This window comes from Xanthomonas sp. 60 (genome assembly GCF_011761925.1).
The window spans coordinates 483613-503436 of sequence record NZ_JAASQW010000001.1; the positions used below are offsets into that span (position 1 = coordinate 483613).

The following is a 19824-nucleotide window of genomic DNA, read 5'->3' on the forward strand; positions in this document are numbered from 1 at the left end:
GCCCGGCACGACGATAGGCCCGGCCTTTCCGGGACTATCGTCTAATTTGGGGGGATCTGGCCGCTTCGGGCATAATTGCGGGTGAAACTTCATCTCGCCGGCGTTCCGGGCCCCTCCGGACGGCGTTTCCCCCCTTCTGTTCGGAATATCGATCAATGACGCAGAAAATCACGGTCATCCGCGGCGATGGCATCGGCCCGGAGATCATGGACGCCACCCTGTTCGTGCTTGACCAGCTCAACACCGGTCTGGAGTACGAAGAGGCCGACGCGGGCCTGGTGGCGCTGGAAAAGCATGGCGACCTGATGCCGGCCGCTACCCTGGAATCCATCGCGCGCAACAAGATCGCGCTGAAGAGCCCCCTGACCACGCCGGTCGGCGGCGGTTTCACGTCGATCAACGTCAGCCTGCGCCGTCATTTCGACCTGTACGCCAATGTCCGCCCGGCGCACACGTTCCCGAACACCAAGTCGCGCTTCACGGGTGTCAACCTCGTCACCGTCCGCGAGAACACCGAGGGTGCCTACCTGGCCGAGGGTCAGGAAGTGTCTGCCGATGGCGAGACCGCCTTCTCCGGCACGCGCATCACCCGCAAGGGCTCGGACCGCATCGTGCGCTACGCCTTCGAACTGGCCCGCAGCACCGGCCGCAAGAAGGTCACCGCGGTGCACAAGGCCAACATCATCAAGTCGACCTCGGGCCTGTTCCTGAATGTCGCTCGTGAAGTGGCCGCGGAGTATCCGGACATCGAGTTCCAGGAAATGATCGTCGACAACTGCTGCATGCAGTTGGTGATGCGCCCGGAACAGTTCGATGTGATCGTCACCACGAACCTGTTCGGTGACATCATTTCCGACCTGTGCGCCGGTCTGGTCGGTGGCCTGGGACTGGCCCCGGGCGCCAACATCGGCAAGGACGCGGCGATCTTCGAAGCCGTGCACGGTACGGCGCCGGACATTGCCGGCCAGGGCAAGGCGAACCCGTGCGCGCTGCTGCTGGCCGCCGCCCAGATGCTTGACCATCTCGGCCAGACCGACAATGCCGAGCGTCTGCGCAAGGCCATCGTCGCCACGCTGGAAGCCAAGGACTCGCTGACCGGCGATCTTGGTGGTACTGGCAACACGATGGGCTTCGCCAAGGCGATCGCCAGCCGTCTGTAAGGGGTCACTGCGCTACCTGTTCGGCCATCAGGGCGCCTCCGGGCGCCCTGATGCGTTCAGGGGGCGGGACAGCGATGGCGTCCGGACCCCGGAAAAGGAAAGGCGCCGATCGGCGCCCTTCCATCCGGCATGCAAGGAGAAACTCAGCGCTGCTGCAGCTTTGACAGCAGGCGCAGGAACTCCACGTACAGCCACACCAGCGTCACCATCAGGCCGAAGGCGCCATACCACTCCATGTACTTCGGCGCGCCGTGTTCCACGCCGTTCTCGATGAAATCGAAGTCAAGGACCAGGTTCAGCGCGGCGACCACCACCACGAACACGCTGAAGGCGATGCCCATCCAGCCCGAGTCGTGGATCATCGGCATGTTGATGCCGAACAGGCTCAGCACGATCGACACCAGGTACACCACCGCAATGCCGCCGGTGGCCGCCACGACGCCGAGCTTGAAGTTCTCGGTCGCCTTGATCATGCCGGTGCGGTAGGCGACCAGCATCGTTACCAGGGTACCAAAGGTGGCCATCACGGCCTGGAACACGATGCCCGGGAACTTCATTTCAAACATGGCGGAAATGGCACCCAGGAACAGGCCTTCGACCAGCGCATAGGCGGGAGCGGACACCGGGGCCCATTCCTTCTTGAACACCGTGACCAGCGCCAGCACCAGGCCGCCGACCGCGCCGCCGATGGCATACAGCGAACCGGCCGGGGTGAACTCGCCGGCGGCATTGATCGACTGGCTCCACGCGAACGCTGCCGTCAGCACGGCCAGCAGCAGCAGCAGCCCGGTCTTGTTGACCGTGCCATTGAGGGTCATTGCCTCGCCGCTGCGCGCCGAAACGGTGCCGCTGGCGAGATCAAGGAAAGTGGACTCGGAAAGAGCCGGGTTGCCGCTGCGCATGCAGATCTCCGTGCGGGAAAATGATAGGCAGCCAGCATAACGCACGGGTCGGGGGGCTGCCGTGTACCTGCTCAAGCGGCGTACGCGTTGACAGTCTGCGGTGCCGGCGCCCACAATTGCCGACCCTCGTTGCTGCACGCGACGAGCGGGCCGTTCGGGGTATAGCGCAGTCTGGTAGCGCGCCTGCTTTGGGAGCAGGATGTCGGGGGTTCGAATCCCTCTACCCCGACCATTCCGGCCATCGCCGGATGGACGGCCCACCGCCCAAGCGCCCGTAGCTCAACTGGATAGAGCACCGGCCTTCTAAGCCGGCGGTTACAGGTTCGATTCCTGTCGGGCGCGCCAGTGGATCACCCTGCCTTCTCACCCCGCATGAGTGTCCGCCAGGCGCTGTCAGCGCATCTGGGCACCGGGGACTCGCGCGCGCGCGTCCCGCTTGTCCGCCGCATGCTGCGCGCCGGGCAGGTCCGAGGGGCTGCGGATGATGCTCGCGTTGCTGACCGCCTGACGTTTGCCGCAGTGCTCACAGGTAATGACCGTGCCCAGTGACACGGTTTCGAGCTCGCCGCGCGCGACATCGGTGATCTGCGTGCAGCTGTTGCACAGGACGGTCAACGCGTACACGGTCATCAACCGCCCATCGGGCTGTAGTTCGCCTTTGCAGGAGAGGATCTTGAATTGTCCAGTGTCGACCATGGAAGCTGCGGCGGCGAAGCGGGGGTAGCTCACCTTCCGTCATGGCGCGTGAATGGCCGGTAGGGACGTGCGACATGACGGGGTTTTCGGACCAGGACGTCCGGCGCAATGAACCATTCATCGCCAATCGACCGCGGTTCGGATGATGGACCGTTGGCATCAGGGTCACGTGAGACAATGGCCTGACACGTTCACGTTGAGTGTCGATGGACCGTTATCAGCAGCTTCTTGCCCTTTCGGGTGAGTGCGTCAAGGAACTCGACCTCAACGGATCGGTCACGGCGGTAAACGCCAATGGCCTGGTGCTCTGGCAGGCGCGCGATCCCTCGGATGTCATCGGTCGTGCGTGGACCGCGCTGTGGCCCGGGTCTGCCCAAGTCGTTGTAGAAAATGCGATCGCACGTGCGCTCCGTGGCGAACGTACCAATTTCGAGGCCGCCTGTCCGGACTTCGCCGGTGAACCGCGCCAATGGCGTGTCCGCGTCTGCCCACTGTTCGAGCAGGATCGGATGGTGGGCGTTCTGGCGGTCAGCACCGATGTAACGGCGCGCAACCGGGCAGTACGGGCAGCGGAGGTCCTGCAAGCTTCTTCGCCGCTGCGCGCGGGGATGACCGGGCCGGCGAGCGCCATCGCACCCGGCGGCGATGCCGGACGGGAGCCGACGCAGGCGTCGACCGAGTCCCAGTTGCTGGCTTCGACCGCGGCCTATCGCCAGCTGGAAGCCATGCATGAAGAAGCCGCCGTGGGGCACCGCTTTGCGCTTGCCGCGCAGCAGGCGGCCGAGTTGATCGCCACGCAGGCGCAGAAGGGTGAAGCGGTAGGACAGCGCTGGCGGGCGTGGTCCATGACCTCAACAACTCACTGCAGGCGGCCGTGTCCGCCCTCGATCTTGTACTCGCTGGCAAGGAGCCTGGCGCGAAAGGACTTGGCTATATGCGGATTGCCGAGAAGTCCCTTCAGCAAGGCACGGACATGTGTCAGCGCCTGCTCGGCTTTGCCAGGGAATACCCGTACAGGCCGGAGGCGGTTGATCTCAGTGAGCTGGTGAACGGGATGACGCCGTTGCTGGCACAGGCGGTGGGTGCCAAGGCGCGCCTGGTCGTGGAAGCAGACGACTCGGCCTGTTGTGCCAGGGTTGATCGCAACACGATCGAGCGTGCGCTGCTGAACCTTGTGATCAACGCACGCGATGCCTGCGGACCGGACGACAGCGTCATGGTCACAACCGGTCACCGTTCTGTCTCCCGTGAAGACGCAACCCTCTCCCGCGTCGTTGGGGACTACCTTACGCTCACGGTTGCTGACACGGGCATGGGCATGGGCGAGGACGTGCTGGCGCACGTGTTCGATGTCTACTTCACTACAAAGCCCTTGGGCGAAGGCTCCGGCCTGGGGCTGCCCCAGGTGCACAGTGCGGTTACGCAGGCAGGCGGCTTCGTGACCGTGACCTCGGGCGTGGGGCAGGGCGCATGCTTCGAGCTGGCGCTGCCGCGCGTGGACGCCGCAGCGACCCGCTGAGGCTTCGACGAGGGCTCAGTTGACAGCGAACAGCAGCAATCCGGACCACACAACGGCAGTGATGCCGCTGAGGAAATACCAGCGCACCCGGCGGACTGCCGGGCAGGCGAGCACCGCGCCAAGTGCCAGCGCGGCCGCGACAGCCCAAGCGACAGGCCGCGAGGCTGACTGGTAGAGCATCACGCTCACGGTGGAGGCCACGACGGCGGCCAGGTAGAGGTACGGCGCCACCGCGGAGAAACGGGGCCGTGCGGCTTCAGGTGCGTGGGTCATCGGGTCCATCGTGGGACATCCTGTCGTTCGCTGGCGCGGTCCGCCCTCACCGATCTTCGCGCCGTCGAATGCATCCTGCAACCCCGCACCGGGGCATCCGGGCTCAGAGGTCTGCCGGCCCGCTGCGGTCAAGCACGCGCGCAACCACCAGCACATTGGTCAGCTCGGCCGGGCCCAGAAGTTCATCGGGGTAGCGTTCCTTGTCAGGGTTGTCGCTGACGATGCGGACATTGCCATTGGACAGCGTGAAAAGACGTTTGACCTTGACCGCCGGTGCGGGGCCCCCCGTCACCATGACGTGGACCCGCCCATCGGTGATCCGGGTATCGCGTAGATTGATGGCGATGCGATCACCATGGAACAGCGTGCGCTCCATACTGTCGCCTTCAACGGTGATGACACGGACATCTGCAGCGGCGACGGGATGGTGCTCGAACCATGTCACCGGGAAGGGCAGGCAGCGCCCGGTGTCGACGACGGCGACCTCGGGTCCGGATGCCGAGACGATCGCCGAGATCGCAACTTCGGCGATGGCGATGTCGCGCGGCCGTTCACGGATTGCCATGCCGGTTGACGGGTCGATCCGATAGGGGCTGTCGCCTTCGGCTGCATCGGCGGGGTCGGGCAGGTCGGTGCGAAGTTGTTCGACGGTGACCCCGAACCAGGTTGCCAGCGGACGCAGGGTGCCATCGCGCGGATCCGCGACACGTCCTGCCAGGATACGGTGGATGGTGGGCTGGGGCACGCCGGTGTTACGCGACAGCTGGTTCTCGCTGATGATGTGCACCCGCATCAGGTGGCGGAGGTTGGCGACCAGCTTGTTCATAGATGGATTGTTTCCAGCGGCGCCGTTTCGGCATAGCTCGTTGATGTATTGCTGCCCCTATTTCTTGGGGCATATGATCGGGCGATGACAGCGTCGTGCCGATAACGGGCGCCGTGGCCCGATGATCCGCCCGGGCGGGTTGCCGGGGCACCGGCGTGCCCTGCACTTGGCCCGCCACAAGCATCTCGTAGCCGCTTGGGCGCAGCTATCGCCGGATGCCCTGATCCCGCTGCACCCCACGGCCTGCTCCGATGCAGGGAGTTGCCTCGATCGCCATCGGAAAACAAGAAAGCGTCTGTCAGAGACCTACCAGTGCGACGACGGCGGGAGGCGCTGGCAGGCCTCTGTTGGCGGCCTTCATCAACGGAAAGTACGTACGGCTGAGATTGGCGCGGCGTGCATCCAGCGTGGCGATGAGCGCGTCGTATTCACCTCGGACCAGCCGCGGATGCATCGTGCTGCCGCCGTCCAGCCAGCCAGGTGCCTGCGCCTCCGACGACACCCGGGCCGGAGAGAGTTCATGCCGTTCCCGCAGCAGCGATCTGATGAGCGAGTCGAGTTCCCGGGATTGAACGATCATCCGGACGAGCACATGGCTGGCGTCCAGCGTTTCGCTGCGCAGCGTGTGCTCCAGCCGCAGCACGATTTCCTGGGCCAGGGTCCGGCCATGGCGCTGTGCTGACCGTCTCAATTGTCGCCGCAGATGTGAAGGGAGGTGTCGGTTCATGGTTGGCTCAGTGGGAGTGGGGTTCTTCCACGCTGCCACGGCGCAGGTCACCGCTTCAAACGGTGATTGGTGACGCCTTCCCGATCTGCCAGGTCGATTCGCTGCAACTATTAACAACGTGCATTTCCTACGCTTCCGTACGGAGAAGTCCGACGCTTCAGCGCTTGGCACAGCTCGACGCAGGAGGCCGCGGGGATGCGCAGGGAGACGCGCGAAATGCGTGCCGGCCGCTACGGGCTACACGTGCGATAGGCGACAGTGCAGTCCTTCCGGACAACCGTTGCATCGCCGGGACAGCCGACCCGGTGCGATGAAAAGCTTGCAATCGCTCCGCGACTCCTAGAGAATGCCGGACTCGCTTCAGCGGGCACATCCTTCAGGACGGGCCGCAGAGCATGGTTTCAGGCACCGGCACCCGAGTGGTGGCGTGTGCAGATTTCAGTGGTGGCTGTAGCTCAGTTGGTTAGAGTACCGGATTGTGATTCCGGTGGTCGGGGGTTCGAATCCCCTCAGCCACCCCACTGATTCAAGCAATGCATCGAAGCATGCATTGATGTTGCAGGAAGGCGAAAAGCGTTTTAAACTTGTCGTCTAGTTTTCGGGGCCGTTAGCTCAGTTGGTAGAGCAGTTGACTCTTAATCAATAGGTCCAAGGTTCGAATCCTTGACGGCCCACCAGACAGAAGCCACCAGGTCCCGCCTGGTGGCTTTTTTCTTTCCCGCGGGGCAGTGCTGCAAAAAAAGTCCTTGCGTGCAATGGCGGTGCCGGGTGATAATTTGCCCCCCGATTTCGGGCCGTTAGCTCAGTTGGTAGAGCAGTTGACTCTTAATCAATAGGTCCAAGGTTCGAATCCTTGACGGCCCACCAGACGAAAGCCACCCGGTTCGCCGGGTGGCTTTTTTCTTGTCAGGCTGGCGGGCATGAGTTGCGGCGGCGCGCGAACCCGGTGCGGTCGACGCACGCTCTACCAAGCGGTCGCTGGGCCTGCGACAATAGGCGCTGTAGTGCGCGAAAGTGGCGGAATTGGTAGACGCCCTGGATTTAGGTTCCAGTGCCGCAAGGCGTGGGGGTTCGAGTCCCCCCTTTCGCACCAGCCCGGCCCACCCGCGGCGCGCTGGCAGCGCTGCCCGTTATCGGCCAAACTAAAGGGCTGCGGCGGGCCTGCGGGCCTCTGACGCCGTGTCCCAACAACCGATTCATCCATCACATCGTGCCGGCGGCCAGGGGTCACCGGTGGCAGGAGTCAACATGCAAGCTTCGATCGAATCCACCGGCAACCTGGAACGCCGCCTGAGCTTCTCGCTGCCGGAGGACCGTCTGCAGACGCTGGTGAACGGCCGGCTGGGCGAGATTTCGCGCACGTCGCGCATCAAGGGCTTCCGTCCGGGCAAGGTGCCGGCCAAGGTGATCGAGCAGCGCTTCGGCAAGCAGGTCCGCGAGGAGATCACCGGTGGCCTGCTGCGCGAGACTTTCGATGCCGCCGTGCGTGAGCATGAGCTGCGCATCGTGGGCAGCCCGCGCATCGACCAGGGCGAGCAGGGTGACCTGTCGTTCGTGGCCACCGTGGAGCTGGTGCCGGACTTCGGCGACATCGATGTGTCCAAGCTGACCGTCGTGCGCCACACCGCTGAGATCGAAGACGCCGACATCGACCAGATGATCGAAAACCTGCGTCAGCAGCGCCGCACCTGGGTGCCGGTCACCCGTGGTGCCAAGGACGGCGACCTGGTCGCGGTCGAGACCTGGTCGCAGGTTGGTGATGAGCGCCTGCCGGCCGAAGGCGTGGAAAAGGGCAGCATCATCCTGGGCCAGGGCATGATGTTCGAAACCATCGAGAAGGGCCTGGCCGGCCTGGCCACCGGCGAAGAAAAGACGCTTGACGTCGAGTTCCCGGCCGATTGGCGCGTGCCTGCGCTGGCGGGCAAGAACGTGCAGGTGACGGTCAAGGTCGCCGGCGTTTCGGAAGAGGCGCTGCCGGACGTCGATGACGCGTTCATCAAGAGCTTCGGCGTGAAGGCGGGCGACACCGAACAGTTCCGCAAGGACATCCGCGCCAATCTGGAGCGCGAGCTCAAGGGCGCCCTGATGAACCGTCTGCGCCGCGAAGTGGGCGAGCAGCTGATCGCTGCCTATGGCTCGGTGGAGATGCCGCCGCGCCTGGTCGAAAACGAAGCCCGTGCGATGCTGGCCCAGCAGGTCGAGCAGATCCGCCGCAGCGGCCGCGATCCGGGCCAGGTGCCGGCCGATGCCCATGAAGGCTTCAAGGAGGCAGCGGCCAAGCGCGTGCTGGTGGGCCTGGTGGTGGGCGAAGTCGCCCGCAGCCACGACCTCAAGCTGGAGCCGTCGCGCCTGAATGAAACGATGCGTCTGATCGCGTCGACCTACGAAGAGCCGGAGCAGGTCATTGAGATGTACCGCAATGATCCCCAGCTCATGTCGGGTCTGCAGAACCGCGTGATGGAAGAGCAGGTGATCGACTGGATCGCCGAGCGCGCCCAGCACACCGAGGAGAAGCTGTCCTTCCAGGACGCGATCCGCGGCTGATCGCTGCAGCGATGTTGTCCCCCGTGCCATCCGGTGCGGGGGCGTTACACCCCCAAGACAGGTGCCTCACGTGATGGATAATCGAGCCAAAGCCTTGAACATGGTTCCCATGGTGGTCGAACAGACCGCCCGTGGTGAGCGCGCCTATGACATCTACTCGCGGCTGTTGAAAGAGCGCCTGATCTTCCTCGTGGGGCCGATCGACGATCACATGGCCAACGTGGTGGTGGCGCAGCTGCTGTTCCTTGAAGCGGAAAACCCGGAAAAGGACATCAGCATCTACATCAACTCGCCCGGTGGCGTCGTGACGGCCGGCATGGCGATCTACGACACGATGCAGTACATCAAGCCGGATGTGTCCACGATCTGCATCGGCCAGGCCGCCTCGATGGGCGCGCTGCTGCTTGCCTCCGGTGCGGCAGGCAAGCGCTATGCGCTGCCGAACTCGCGGGTGATGATCCACCAGCCGCTGGGCGGGTTCCAGGGCCAGGCCACGGACATCGATATCCATGCCCGTGAAATCCTGACCCTGCGCTCGCGCCTGAATGAGATCCTGGCCAAGCACACGGGCCAGTCGCTGGAGACGATCGCGCGCGATACCGAGCGTGACAACTTCAAGAGCGCTGTCGACGCGCAGGCGTATGGCCTGGTGGACCAGGTGCTTGAGCGTCGTCCGGATGATTCGATCCAGGCAGGTTGATGACCGTACGCCAGTCGATCTCCGACTGTACAGGCAGGGTCGGGCGGGTCTGGTACCCTCCCGGCCCTGTGCTATTCTCGAATTGAACCCCCGTCTCACGGGTGGGGTAACCAGGTAAGCGAAGCATGAGCGAAGACCGCCAGGGTCGTTCCACGGACAGCGGCAAGATTCTGTACTGCTCCTTCTGCGGCAAGAGCCAGCACGAGGTGCGCAAGCTCATTGCCGGGCCGAGCGTATTCATCTGTGATGAGTGCGTGGAGCTGTGCAACGACATCATCCGTGAGGAGCTCGAGGAGAAGGCCCAGTCGGCGCGCAGTTCGCTGCCGAAGCCGCGTGAGATCCTCGAGGTCCTGGATCAGTACGTGATCGGGCAGAACCGCGCCAAGCGGACGCTGGCCGTGGCTGTGTACAACCATTACAAGCGCATCGAGAGCCGTCAGAAGAACGACGAGGTCGAACTGGCCAAGTCGAACATCCTGATGGTCGGACCCACGGGGTCGGGCAAGACGTTGCTGGCCGAAACGCTGGCGCGCCTGCTCAACGTGCCGTTCACCATGGCCGACGCCACCACGCTGACCGAAGCCGGTTACGTGGGCGAGGACGTGGAGAACATCATCCAGAAGCTGCTGCAGAAGTGTGATTACGACGTCGAGAAGGCGCAGCAGGGCATCGTGTACATCGACGAGATCGACAAGATCTCGCGCAAGAGCGAGAACCCGTCGATCACACGTGATGTGTCCGGCGAAGGCGTGCAGCAGGCGTTGCTCAAGCTCATCGAAGGCACCGTGGCCAGCGTGCCGCCGCAAGGCGGTCGCAAGCATCCGCAGCAGGAATTCCTGCAGGTCGACACCAAGAACATCCTGTTCATCTGCGGCGGCGCGTTCGCCGGACTCGACAAGGTGATCCAGCAGCGCTCCAACGACGCCGGTGGCATCGGCTTCGGTGCCAAGGTGAAGAGCACCGAGCGCAAGGAGGAAATCGGCAAGCTGCTGGCCGAAGTGGAGCCCGAGGACCTGATCAAGTTCGGGTTGATCCCGGAGTTCGTCGGTCGCCTGCCGGTGGTGGCGACGCTGGAAGAGCTGGATGAAGCCGCCCTGATCACCATCCTCACCGAGCCGAAGAACGCCATCACCAAGCAGTTCAAGAAGCTGTTCGAGATGGAAAACGTCGAGCTGGAGTTCCGTCCCGATGCGCTTTCGGCCATTGCCAAGAAGGCACTGAAGCGCAAGACGGGTGCACGTGGCCTGCGCACGATCGTCGAATCGGTGCTGCTGGATACGATGTACGACCTGCCGTCGCAGGAGAACGTGACCAAGGTCGTGGTGGATGAGTCGGTGATCGAGCACAAGTCCGATCCGTACCTGATCTACCAGACGCCAGCGGCACCTGAACAGAAGGCAGCCGGCGCCGAGTGAACGGTTCGATCGACTGATCGGAACGTTACCCAGCCTGCATCTTGCATCCGAACGCCGATGGCCCCATAACGGGGCCATCGGCTTTTTTGTAGCCGGCCCAAGCATGCGCCGGCGATGTATCCCTCTATTCCTGGAGCCCCCATGGCCAGTTCCCCTAGTGAGACCCTTGACCTGCCGGTGCTGCCACTGCGCGATGTGGTGGTGTTCCCGCACATGGTCATTCCGCTGTTCGTGGGCCGCGACAAGTCCATGCATGCGCTGGAGCAGGCGATGGACGCGGACAAGCGCATCCTGCTGCTGGCACAGAAGTCCGCCGAGACCGACGATCCGCAGGAGGCCGATCTGTACCAGGTCGGCACGCTGGCCCAGGTCCTGCAGTTGCTGAAGCTGCCTGACGGCACCATCAAGGTGCTGGTCGAGGGGCTGTCGCGCGTGCAGGTCAGCCAGGTCGACGAGCGTGACGGCGCGCTGTACGGCCACGCCGTGGAGATCGAGGCCGCCGACGGCCGCGAAGCGCGTGAGATCGAAGCGATCGCCCGGTCGCTGATGTCGCTGTTCGAGCAGTACGTGAAGACCAACCGCAAGCTGCCGCCGGAGCTGCTGCAGACACTGGCCGGCATCGACGAACCGGCACGGCTGGCCGACACCATCGCCGCGCACATCAGCGTGCGCCTGGCGGACAAGCAGCGCCTGCTCGAGATCCTGCCGGTCGGCGAGCGCCTGGAGATGCTGGTCGGTCTGGTCGACGGCGAGATCGACGTGCAGCAGATGGAAAAGCGCATCCGTGGCCGCGTCAAATCGCAGATGGAGAAGAGCCAGCGCGAGTACTACCTCAACGAACAGATGAAGGCGATCCAGAAGGAACTGGGTGACCTGGATGACGCGCCGGGCGAGCTGGAGGAGCTGGCGCGCAAGATCGCCGAGGCCGGCATGCCCAAGCCGGTGGAGACCAAGGCGAAGGCCGAGCTGGGCAAGCTCAAGCAGATGTCGCCGATGTCGGCCGAAGCCGCCGTGGTACGCAATTACCTCGACTGGATCCTGGGCGTGCCGTGGAAGAAGCGCACCAAGGTGCGCAAGGACCTGAAAGTCGCCCAGGACACGCTGGACGCCGACCATTACGGCCTGGAGAAGGTCAAGGACCGCATCCTCGAGTACCTGGCGGTGCAGTCGCGGGTGAAGCAGATGAAGGGTCCGATCCTGTGCCTGGTGGGACCGCCGGGCGTGGGCAAGACCTCCCTCGGCCAGTCCATCGCCAAGGCCACCAACCGCAAGTTCGTGCGCATGAGCCTGGGCGGCGTGCGCGATGAGGCCGAGATCCGCGGTCATCGGCGGACGTACGTGGGTTCCATGCCCGGTCGCATCGTGCAGAACCTCAACAAGGTCGGCAGCAAGAACGCGCTGTTCCTGCTGGACGAGATCGACAAGATGTCGATGGACTTCCGCGGCGATCCGTCCTCGGCGCTGCTGGAGGTGCTGGATCCGGAGCAGAACAACGCGTTCAACGACCACTACCTTGAAGTGGACCTGGACCTGTCCGAAGTGATGTTCGTGGCGACCTCCAATTCGCTCAACATCCCCGGCCCGCTGCTGGACCGCATGGAAGTGATCCGCATCCCCGGGTACACCGAGGACGAGAAGCTCAACATCGCCATGCGCTACCTGGTGCCCAAGCAGATCAAGGCGGCCGGCCTGAAGCCGGAGGAGCTTGCGATCGAGGAGGCGGCCATCCAGGACATCGTGCGCTACTACACGCGCGAGTCCGGCGTGCGCAGCCTCGAGCGCGAGATCGCCAAGATCTGCCGCAAGGTGGTCAAGGAGATCGCCCTGGCCGGTCCGGAAGGCCTGTCCAAGCCCAAGGCGGCCAAGGGCCGCAAGCTCAAGAAGAGCGCGCTGGTCGTGGTTGACGGCAGCAACGTGGACAACTACCTGGGCGTGCGCCGCTTCGATTTCGGGCGTGCCGAGGAAGAAAACGAGATCGGTCTGGTGACGGGCCTGGCGTGGACCGAAGTGGGCGGTGATCTGCTGCAGATCGAGTCCACGCTGGTGCCGGGCAAGGGCCAGCTGATCCTGACCGGCCAGCTCGGCAATGTGATGAAGGAATCGGCGTCGGCAGCGCTGTCGGTCGTACGCTCGCGTGCGGTGCAGTTCGGCATCGATGCGGCCTTCCTGCAGAAGCAGGATGTCCACGTGCATGTGCCCGACGGGGCCACGCCGAAGGACGGCCCCAGTGCCGGCGCGGCGATGGTCACTTCGCTGGTGTCCATCCTCACCAAGGTGCCGGTACGCGCCGATGTGGCGATGACCGGCGAGATCACGCTGCGTGGCCGCGTCACGGCCATCGGCGGTCTGAAGGAGAAACTGTTGGCGGCACTGCGTGGCGGCGTGCGCACGGTGCTGATCCCGGAGGAGAACCGCAAGGACCTGGCCGACATTCCGGCCAACGTCACACGCGACCTGGAGATCGTCCCCGTCAAGTACATCGAGCAGGTGCTGGACATCGCGCTGGAACGTCCGCTCGCACCGAAGAAAGTGAAACGTGCCGCACCCCGTGTGGCCGTCCGCAGCAAGGCGAAACCGACCTCCAATACCCGCGTCAAGCACTGAGCGATCATCCGTGAAAGGCTGAAAACCCGCGTGGTTATTGGGTTTTCACCTTGCGCGGGTGTAGGGCCGCTGGTATAAAAGCAGCACTCGCGAATCAGCTTGCACCGAATTCGACGAACCGGTCCTCACTGCGAACGTCCGAGCACGATCGGGCGATCGCTTCACTGGCTAATCCGCGGAACGTCCGCTTAAGGAGCTTCAAAGAATGAACAAGACTGAATTGATCGACGCCGTCGCCGAGACCGCTGACCTGACCAAGGCCGAGTCCGCCCGCGCCGTCGATGCGGTCGTTGCTGCCGTCACCAAGGCCCTGAAGGGCGGCGACGCAGTGACGCTGGTCGGCTTCGGTACCTTCCAGGTGCGCGACCGCGCTGCCCGTACCGGCCGCAACCCGAAGACCGGCGACACGATCAAGATCGCTGCTTCGAAGAATCCGTCGTTCAAGGCTGGCAAGGCCCTGAAGGATGCTGTAAACTAAGCGGCTCGCTGGGGTGCTTAGCTCAGTGGTAGAGCGTCTCCTTTACACGGAGAGGGTCGGGGGTTCGAAACCCTCAGCACCCACCACAGCACCGCAGTAAACGTTTGAAATATGGAGCGGTAGTTCAGCTGGTTAGAATGCTGGCCTGTCACGCCGGAGGTCGCGGGTTCGAGTCCCGTCCGCTCCGCCAGTTTCAACGAGGCCTCCGGGGTTACCTGGAGGCTTTGTTTTCTACCCGCTCCGGTGGGTAGAAAACAGGGAAGTTTGCACTATGGAGCGGTAGTTCAGCTGGTTAGAATGCTGGCCTGTCACGCCGGAGGTCGCGGGTTCGAGTCCCGTCCGCTCCGCCATTGCATCTTCTTAAGTCTCCGTGAAAAAACTTTGAAAAAAGTGTTCACGAGGCTGGGTTTCCTGGAGATCTTCGGATATACTGGGCGCCTGCAAAGTTTCGACGCGGAGCGGTAGTTCAGCTGGTTAGAATGCTGGCCTGTCACGCCGGAGGTCGCGGGTTCGAGTCCCGTCCGCTCCGCCATGAAAGTGAAAGCCCCTGGTGAAAACCAGGGGCTTTTTTCATGGCCTGCTGACCGGGGATGGCCGCATCCGGTCCAGTGCAGGGGGACAGAGAGCTGGGCGTGCCGCGCTCACCTTTTGGAGCGCACGGTGAAGCGGGTTACACTGCCGGGCTCGCCACCAGGCCTTGAATCCTTCCCATGCTGCAGAAACTTCGCGACAAGACCTCGGGCTGGATCGTCACCGTGATCCTCGGGTTGCTGATGATTCCGTTCCTGTTCGTCATCGACAACAGCTACCTCGGTGGCGTCGGTGCGCAGAACGTGGCCAAGGTGTCCGCACCACCGAAATGGTGGTCCTCCGCTCCGTCCTGGTGGCCGGTCCGCCTGTTGTGGACGCACCACGAAATCACCTCGCAGGAGTTCCGCGAACGCTTCGAGCAGGAGCGTGCACGCGTGCGCCAGCAGCAGGGTGACGATTTCGACCCACGGGCCTTCGAGAGTGTGGACAACAAGTTGACGGTGCTGGACCAGCTGGTGGACGAGCAGGTCGTCCGCCTCGCCGGTGAGCAGGCGGGCGTGGTGATCGGTGACGCCGCAGTGCGCGACTACATCGCCACCATCCCGTCGTTCCTCGGCCCGGATGGCAAGTTCAATGGCGATACCTATCGCATCGCGCTGGCCAGTGGCAATCCGCCGCGCACGCCGGCGATGTTCGAAGATCTGGTCCGCACCAGCCTGCAGCAGTCGGTGATTCCGAGCGCGCTGCAGAGTTCCGGTTTCGTCACCAACGCCGAGACCGATCGCCTGCTGAAGCTGCTGGGCGAAACCCGTGATGTGGAACTGGCGACCCTGCCCGAGCCGGCTGCCGACACCGCAGCGGTCACCGATGCGCAGATCAAGCAGTGGTACGACAGCCACGCCCGCGACTTCCGCCAGCCGGAGGCGGTCACGCTGGAATACGTGGAGATCGATGGCCGGGCACTGCCGGCGCCGGCGGCGCCGGACGAAGCCACCCTGCGCAAGCGCTATGCCGATGAGAAGGCGCGCTTTGCCACGCCGGACCAGCGCCTGACCTCGCACATCCTGATCAATACCGGTGAAGGTGCCGAAGCCAAGGCGGCCAAGCTGGCCGCTGAAGCGAAGGCGCCAGGCGCCGACTTCGCCGCGCTGGCCCGCGCCAACTCCGACGACACCGGCTCCAAGGCCCAGGGCGGTGACCTTGGCTGGGTGGAGCGCGGGGCGATGGTGAAGCCGTTCGAGGACGCCGTCTTCAGTGCCAAGGCCGGTGACATCATCGGGCCGGTCAAGACCGATTTCGGCTTCCATGTGATCCAGGTGCGCGAAGTGCGCGGCGGGGAAGGCAAGCCGTTTGAGGAAGTGCGGGACCAGTTGCTTGCCGAGCAGGTCAAGGCCGACAGTGAGCGGGGTTACACCGAGCTGGCCGGACGCGTGGTCGATGCGGTCAACAAGAGCCCGACCGACCTTGCCGCGGCCGCCGCGGCGGTGAAGCTGCCGCTGCAGACCGTGGGGCCGTTCACGCGCCAGAACGCCACCGGCATTGCTGCCAATCCCGCCGTGCAGCGCGCCGCGTTCTCCGACATCCTCGTGCAGGACGGTACCGCCAGCGATCCGATCGAGCTGGATGCTGCCGGCAACCACAGCGTGGTCATCCGCGTGGCCGAGCACACGCCCGAGCAGGCCATGCCGCTGGACAAGGCGCGTGATGCGGTGATTGCCGCGATCCGTGCCGATCGCCAGCGCCAGGCGGCCGACAAGACGGCCGACGCCCTGCTGGCCAAGCTCAAGGGCGGGGCGACGTTGCAGAGTCTTGCCGCCAGTGACAATCTGCAGGTCAGCCCGCTGCCGGGCCTGCCGCGCACCCAGCCGGTGCCGACGCCGGAGATCAATGCGGCGGTCTTCAGCGCCGCGGTGCCTGCCGAAGGCAAGCCGAGCTACGGCAAGATCGACGTGCAGGGACGCGTGGTCCTGTTCGCGGTCAACAAGGTCACCCCGGGCAAGCTGGAAGAGGTTACGCCGGAGCAGCGCAAGCAGTTGCGCGACCAGCTGAGCCAGCTCGATGGCATGGCCGCGGCCGATGCCTTCATCAAGAGCACCCGCAAGCGCTACCTGGTGCAGACCACCGAAGCGAACCTCTGACGGCACACGACCGCGCAGGCGGTCTGCACAAGAAAAGGCCCGGCAGCGATGCCGGGCCTTTTCTGTACGGGAGACGATGCGGGAAGGCGCTTGCCAGGCGCAGATCGGGTCAAATGCGCGCCAGGCGCCTGCGACCACCCCGGGGTGCTGGACCGTCCCGCTGCCCGGGCGGCGCTGTCAGTCTTCGATGCGCAGGATGGCGCCTGGCTTGATGATGCTCTTGCCGTTGAGGCCGTTGAGGTTCAGCAGCGCCGTGACCGGCATGCCGTAGCGGCGTGCGATGGTCCACGCCGACTCGCCATCGCGGACGGTATGGCGACGGTTGCGCGGGCGGTCCGCCGAGGCCACCGCGCGGCTGGCCACCGGCGCCGGTGCGGCCGGCGCACGAGCGGTCGCAGGCGCCTCATCCGGCGAAGGTGCTTGCTGGGCCACCAGGGCACTGGCAGAGGCTTCCGTAGGGCCCACCAGGGCCGCACTGGCCGGCGCCAGCAGGTTCACCGCGCTGGACTGCGATCGCCGGCTGCCGACGGCAGCGGCCGGGTTCAGCCGTGCAATGCGGGCCGGGTCCAGCGCACGCTGTGCCGCCCACTGCTCCACGCTCGTGCCTGCGGGCAGGGTGTGGGTCTTCAGCACGGGCACGGTCCGGTCCAGCGAGGCCATGACCGCCGGCTGCTCTTCAGCCCTCTCCAGCACGCAGGCCAGGGCATGCAGCTTTTCCACATAAGCGTGGGTAACCGGCGAAAGTCCCGGCAGCTCGGCAGGGCGGGCATTGGTCGCGTTCATGCCGCCCTTGCGCAGGGCCTGCAGCACGCGGTACTCGCCCGAGTTGTAGGCCATGGTCGCCAGGCGCCAGTCGCCGCCAAACATGCCATGCAGGGTCTTCAGGTAACGCACCGCCGCCTGGGTGGAATCCACTGCGGAGAGGCGGCCATCGTAGCCTTCGCTCATCGGCACGCGATGGTTGCGGGCCGTGGTGGCGATGAACTGCCACAGCCCGGTCGGGCCGGCCGCGCTGCGTGCGTTGGGGCGGTAACCACTCTCCACGAAGGGGATGAGTGCGAACTCGGTCGGCAGGCTGGCCTTGCGCAGCTCCTCGACCACGTACCCGAACAGCACCAGCGCGTCATCGTTCTGGTTCGCCAGGCGCGCAGGGGCGTGAGCGAACTGCTTCTGCCAGCGTGGGCTGGTGGCTTCGGCATCGCAGCTCGGTTCGGCCAGGCCGTCGCGGAAGCTGGCGAAGATGTCCTGGCCATTGCGCAATGTCGCGGGAGGAAGCGCGCCCGGATCCAGCGGCAGCGCGGAGGCACCGGCCAGGTTCTGGCCCAGCCCCGCACCCAGCGATTGCGCCCCGGCGGTCCCGGCGAGCCCCAGCAGGATGCCCAGGGCCAGCGGCAGACTTCGGCGCCTCATGCGCGGAAGCCGTCTTTCCAGTGCCTCAATCCGGCCATGACATCGACCTCGTCTACTGGCGCACGGCCCAGATGGGCGGCGACCGCGGAACGGATCGAAGGGGTGTGGGTCCGCAGGAACGGATTGCAGTCAAGCTCGGCTGCCAGCGTGGTCGGCAGGGTGGAACGGTCATCGCGGCGCATGGCCAGGGCCTCCTCATGGCGCTGCCGGAGGGCAGCGTTGGTGGGGTCGACATGCCGCGCGAAGACGGCATTTGACACGGTGTACTCGTGTGCGCAACACAGGAGCAGATGCGCAGGCAGAGCGGCCAGCCGCCGCATTGTCGCGACCAGCTGGGAGGGCGTACCTTCGAACAGGCGTCCACAGCCCAGGCTGAACAACGAATCTCCACTGAAAAGATGTGCATCAGTGTGGAACGCGACATGGCTGCGGGTGTGCCCGGGCACGGATACTACGTGGAACACCCGCCCCAGTGCCTGAACGCGTTCACCTTCACCGACCCGTTCAGTGGCCATGGGGATGCGTTCTTCGTGCGGTGCGACCACGCGCACCCCGGGCAGGCGGGCCTGCAGCTCGGCCACGCCGCCGATGTGGTCATCGTGGTGGTGGGTGAGCAGGATCGCCTGGGGACGCAGCCCGTCGTCCATCGCCGCCAGCACGGGCGCGGCCTGGCCGGGATCGACCACCACCGCCGCACCCTCGTCATCGATGAGGCACCAGATGTAATTGTCGGCGAATGCGGGCAGGGCGATGAGTCGCATAGAATTGGGAACATGCCCGCGCTGCACAGCCCCCGTCAAGCAACCCTCGATCCGTGGTTCGACAGCGACCCGGCGCAAGGGCTGTACCGGCTGGAGCAGCAGCTCCTGCTGCCCCGGCTTTCGGCGCTGCCGACCCAGCCGTGGCTGTGGATGGCACCGACCGCACGCTGGCTGGAAGGCGCACAGCTCACCGGGCGCGGTCTGCGCCTGCACCGCGCCGCCGCGGGGTACGCCGGCGACGCGCGTTGCACGCTGCCCCTGCCGCTGCCCGATGAGAGCGTCAATGCCATCGTGCTGCAGCATGTCACTGCCGCCGACGCGGCCGACCTGCTGGCCGAGTGCGAGCGTGTGCTCATGCCCGGCGGACGCCTGTTCCTGACCACGCTCAACCCCTTCAGTCCGTTCCGCGTCCACTGGCGGCGCCACGGCATGGTGGTGCGCACGCCGCAGCGGCTGCGCCAGCTGATGGAGCGGCTCGGGCTGGAGTGCGATGTATCGCGCTACATCGGCCCGGTATGGCACGCCGCGCCCGCCCGCCACGCCAGGCTGGCCCCGCTGCGTGCAGCGTGTCTGTTCGCCGTGGAGAAACGGACCCTGGCGCTGCCCGGCCCCACCCCCCTGCAGGTCCGCTGGCGTGCGCCGCTGGCCGCGCCGGGGATGACAAGATCCCTTCTGGACCCGAATGAAAACCATTGAAGTACACACCGACGGCTCCTGCCTCGGCAACCCTGGCCCCGGCGGCTGGGCGGCCCTGCTGCGCTACAAGGCGCACGAGCGGGAGCTGAGCGGCGGCGAACCGAACACCACCAACAACCGCATGGAGCTGATGGCGGCCATTTCCGGCCTGGAGGCGCTGTCCGAACCCTGCCAGATCGTGCTCTACACCGATTCCCAGTACGTGCGGCAGGGCCTGACCGAATGGCTCCCCGGCTGGATCCGCAAGAACTGGAAAACCGCCGGCGGGTCGCCGGTGAAGAACCGTGAGCTCTGGGAACGCCTGCATGCGGCCACGCTGCGCCACCAGATCGACTGGCGCTGGGTGAAGGGACATTCCGGTGATCCGGACAACGAGCGCGTGGACCAGCTCGCGCGCGATGCCGCGGTGCGTGTGCGCAGCACGGGCGCGGCGGTAAACTGAGC

The 19824-nt window shown here is 65.1% G+C and carries 18 protein-coding genes and 10 tRNA genes; 21 read left to right on the forward strand and 7 right to left on the reverse strand.

The annotated features are described in order from the left end of the window. Positions 1-155: 155 nt before the first annotated feature. Complete coding sequence (locus tag FHY09_RS02240; RefSeq protein WP_166923721.1) at positions 156-1160, forward strand: isocitrate dehydrogenase; 1005 nt, start codon at positions 156-158, stop codon at positions 1158-1160. Between the two features lie 143 nt (positions 1161-1303). Here FHY09_RS02240 and FHY09_RS02245 read toward each other — a convergent pair whose 3' ends face one another. Continuing rightward, on the reverse strand, positions 1304-2062 hold the full coding sequence (locus FHY09_RS02245) for a Bax inhibitor-1/YccA family protein (protein ID WP_166923723.1): 759 nt from the start codon (positions 2060-2062) through the stop codon (positions 1304-1306). A gap of 155 nt (positions 2063-2217) precedes the next feature. Here FHY09_RS02245 and FHY09_RS02250 point away from each other — a divergent pair. Continuing rightward, a tRNA-Pro gene (locus FHY09_RS02250) sits at positions 2218-2294 on the forward strand. A gap of 36 nt (positions 2295-2330) precedes the next feature. After that, a tRNA-Arg gene (locus tag FHY09_RS02255) sits at positions 2331-2407 on the forward strand. A gap of 48 nt (positions 2408-2455) precedes the next feature. Here the strand turns inward: FHY09_RS02255 and FHY09_RS02260 are convergent. Further along, positions 2456-2791 (reverse strand): hypothetical protein, encoded by a 336-nt coding sequence (locus FHY09_RS02260; protein ID WP_166923725.1) that lies wholly within the window; start codon positions 2789-2791, stop codon positions 2456-2458. Positions 2792-2964: 173 nt separating this feature from the next. On the opposite strand from FHY09_RS02260, the gene FHY09_RS02265 reads away from it, so the two are divergent. Next, the gene (locus FHY09_RS02265; RefSeq protein ID WP_166923727.1) at positions 2965-3807 is read left to right on the forward strand and encodes a PAS domain-containing protein; all 843 of its coding nucleotides are present in this window, start codon (positions 2965-2967) and stop codon (positions 3805-3807) included. Positions 3808-3812: 5 nt separating this feature from the next. Continuing rightward, complete coding sequence (locus FHY09_RS02270; RefSeq protein WP_166923729.1) at positions 3813-4277, forward strand: ATP-binding protein; 465 nt, start codon at positions 3813-3815, stop codon at positions 4275-4277. Positions 4278-4292: 15 nt separating this feature from the next. Here FHY09_RS02270 and FHY09_RS02275 read toward each other — a convergent pair whose 3' ends face one another. The 3 genes from FHY09_RS02275 to FHY09_RS02285 form a co-directional block, all read right to left on the reverse strand. Next, a complete protein-coding gene (locus tag FHY09_RS02275) occupies positions 4293-4550 on the reverse strand; it encodes a hypothetical protein (protein ID WP_166923731.1) in 258 nt (85 codons plus the stop codon). 103 nt (positions 4551-4653) lie between these two features. After that, positions 4654-5376, reverse strand: a complete 723-nt coding sequence (locus FHY09_RS02280) for a S24 family peptidase (protein WP_166923733.1) — start codon at positions 5374-5376, stop codon at positions 4654-4656. Positions 5377-5674: 298 nt separating this feature from the next. Further along, positions 5675-6103, reverse strand: a complete 429-nt coding sequence (locus FHY09_RS02285) for a hypothetical protein (protein ID WP_166923735.1) — start codon at positions 6101-6103, stop codon at positions 5675-5677. Between the two features lie 444 nt (positions 6104-6547). Between FHY09_RS02285 and FHY09_RS02290 the strand changes: the two genes are divergently transcribed. From FHY09_RS02290 to FHY09_RS02355, 14 genes are all read left to right on the forward strand, one after another. Then, positions 6548-6624: transfer RNA gene (locus tag FHY09_RS02290), tRNA-His, on the forward strand. Positions 6625-6704: 80 nt separating this feature from the next. Further along, positions 6705-6780, forward strand: a tRNA-Lys gene (locus FHY09_RS02295). A gap of 114 nt (positions 6781-6894) precedes the next feature. Next, positions 6895-6970, forward strand: a tRNA-Lys gene (locus FHY09_RS02300). 141 nt (positions 6971-7111) lie between these two features. Beyond that, a tRNA-Leu gene (locus FHY09_RS02305) sits at positions 7112-7196 on the forward strand. A gap of 155 nt (positions 7197-7351) precedes the next feature. Continuing rightward, positions 7352-8647 (forward strand): trigger factor, encoded by a 1296-nt coding sequence (gene tig / locus FHY09_RS02310; RefSeq protein WP_166923737.1) that lies wholly within the window; start codon positions 7352-7354, stop codon positions 8645-8647. 73 nt (positions 8648-8720) lie between these two features. Then, positions 8721-9347: an ATP-dependent Clp endopeptidase proteolytic subunit ClpP gene (clpP, locus tag FHY09_RS02315; RefSeq protein WP_166923739.1), complete on the forward strand. Its 627-nt coding sequence runs from the start codon at positions 8721-8723 to the stop codon at positions 9345-9347. Positions 9348-9472: 125 nt separating this feature from the next. Further along, positions 9473-10762, forward strand: a complete 1290-nt coding sequence (gene clpX, locus FHY09_RS02320; RefSeq protein WP_166923741.1) for an ATP-dependent Clp protease ATP-binding subunit ClpX — start codon at positions 9473-9475, stop codon at positions 10760-10762. A 141-nt stretch (positions 10763-10903) separates the two neighbouring features. Next, positions 10904-13366, forward strand: coding sequence for an endopeptidase La (gene lon / locus FHY09_RS02325; RefSeq protein WP_166923743.1), 2463 nt, complete (start codon positions 10904-10906; stop codon positions 13364-13366). 205 nt (positions 13367-13571) lie between these two features. Then, complete coding sequence (locus tag FHY09_RS02330; RefSeq protein ID WP_166923745.1) at positions 13572-13844, forward strand: HU family DNA-binding protein; 273 nt, start codon at positions 13572-13574, stop codon at positions 13842-13844. Positions 13845-13855: 11 nt separating this feature from the next. After that, positions 13856-13930 (forward strand) — tRNA-Val (locus FHY09_RS02335). Positions 13931-13957: 27 nt separating this feature from the next. After that, positions 13958-14034: transfer RNA gene (locus FHY09_RS02340), tRNA-Asp, on the forward strand. Positions 14035-14117: 83 nt separating this feature from the next. Next, positions 14118-14194, forward strand: a tRNA-Asp gene (locus tag FHY09_RS02345). A gap of 105 nt (positions 14195-14299) precedes the next feature. Then, positions 14300-14376 (forward strand) — tRNA-Asp (locus FHY09_RS02350). A gap of 178 nt (positions 14377-14554) precedes the next feature. Next, positions 14555-16513, forward strand: a complete 1959-nt coding sequence (locus FHY09_RS02355) for a peptidyl-prolyl cis-trans isomerase (protein WP_166923747.1) — start codon at positions 14555-14557, stop codon at positions 16511-16513. A gap of 177 nt (positions 16514-16690) precedes the next feature. On the opposite strand, the gene FHY09_RS02360 is transcribed toward FHY09_RS02355, so the two are convergent. Both FHY09_RS02360 and gloB read right to left on the reverse strand, forming a co-directional pair. Then, the gene (locus tag FHY09_RS02360; protein ID WP_166923749.1) at positions 16691-17923 is read right to left on the reverse strand and encodes a lytic transglycosylase domain-containing protein; all 1233 of its coding nucleotides are present in this window, start codon (positions 17921-17923) and stop codon (positions 16691-16693) included. After that, positions 17920-18684 (reverse strand): hydroxyacylglutathione hydrolase, encoded by a 765-nt coding sequence (gloB, locus tag FHY09_RS02365; protein WP_166923751.1) that lies wholly within the window; start codon positions 18682-18684, stop codon positions 17920-17922. Before gloB ends, FHY09_RS02360 begins: the two co-directional genes overlap by 4 nt. 12 nt (positions 18685-18696) lie before the next feature. Between gloB and FHY09_RS02370 the strand changes: the two genes are divergently transcribed. Next, the gene (locus FHY09_RS02370; protein ID WP_166923753.1) at positions 18697-19380 is read left to right on the forward strand and encodes a methyltransferase domain-containing protein; all 684 of its coding nucleotides are present in this window, start codon (positions 18697-18699) and stop codon (positions 19378-19380) included. Continuing rightward, a complete protein-coding gene (rnhA, locus tag FHY09_RS02375; RefSeq protein ID WP_166923755.1) occupies positions 19367-19822 on the forward strand; it encodes a ribonuclease HI in 456 nt (151 codons plus the stop codon). Before FHY09_RS02370 ends, rnhA begins: the two co-directional genes overlap by 14 nt. Positions 19823-19824 lie beyond the last annotated feature (2 nt).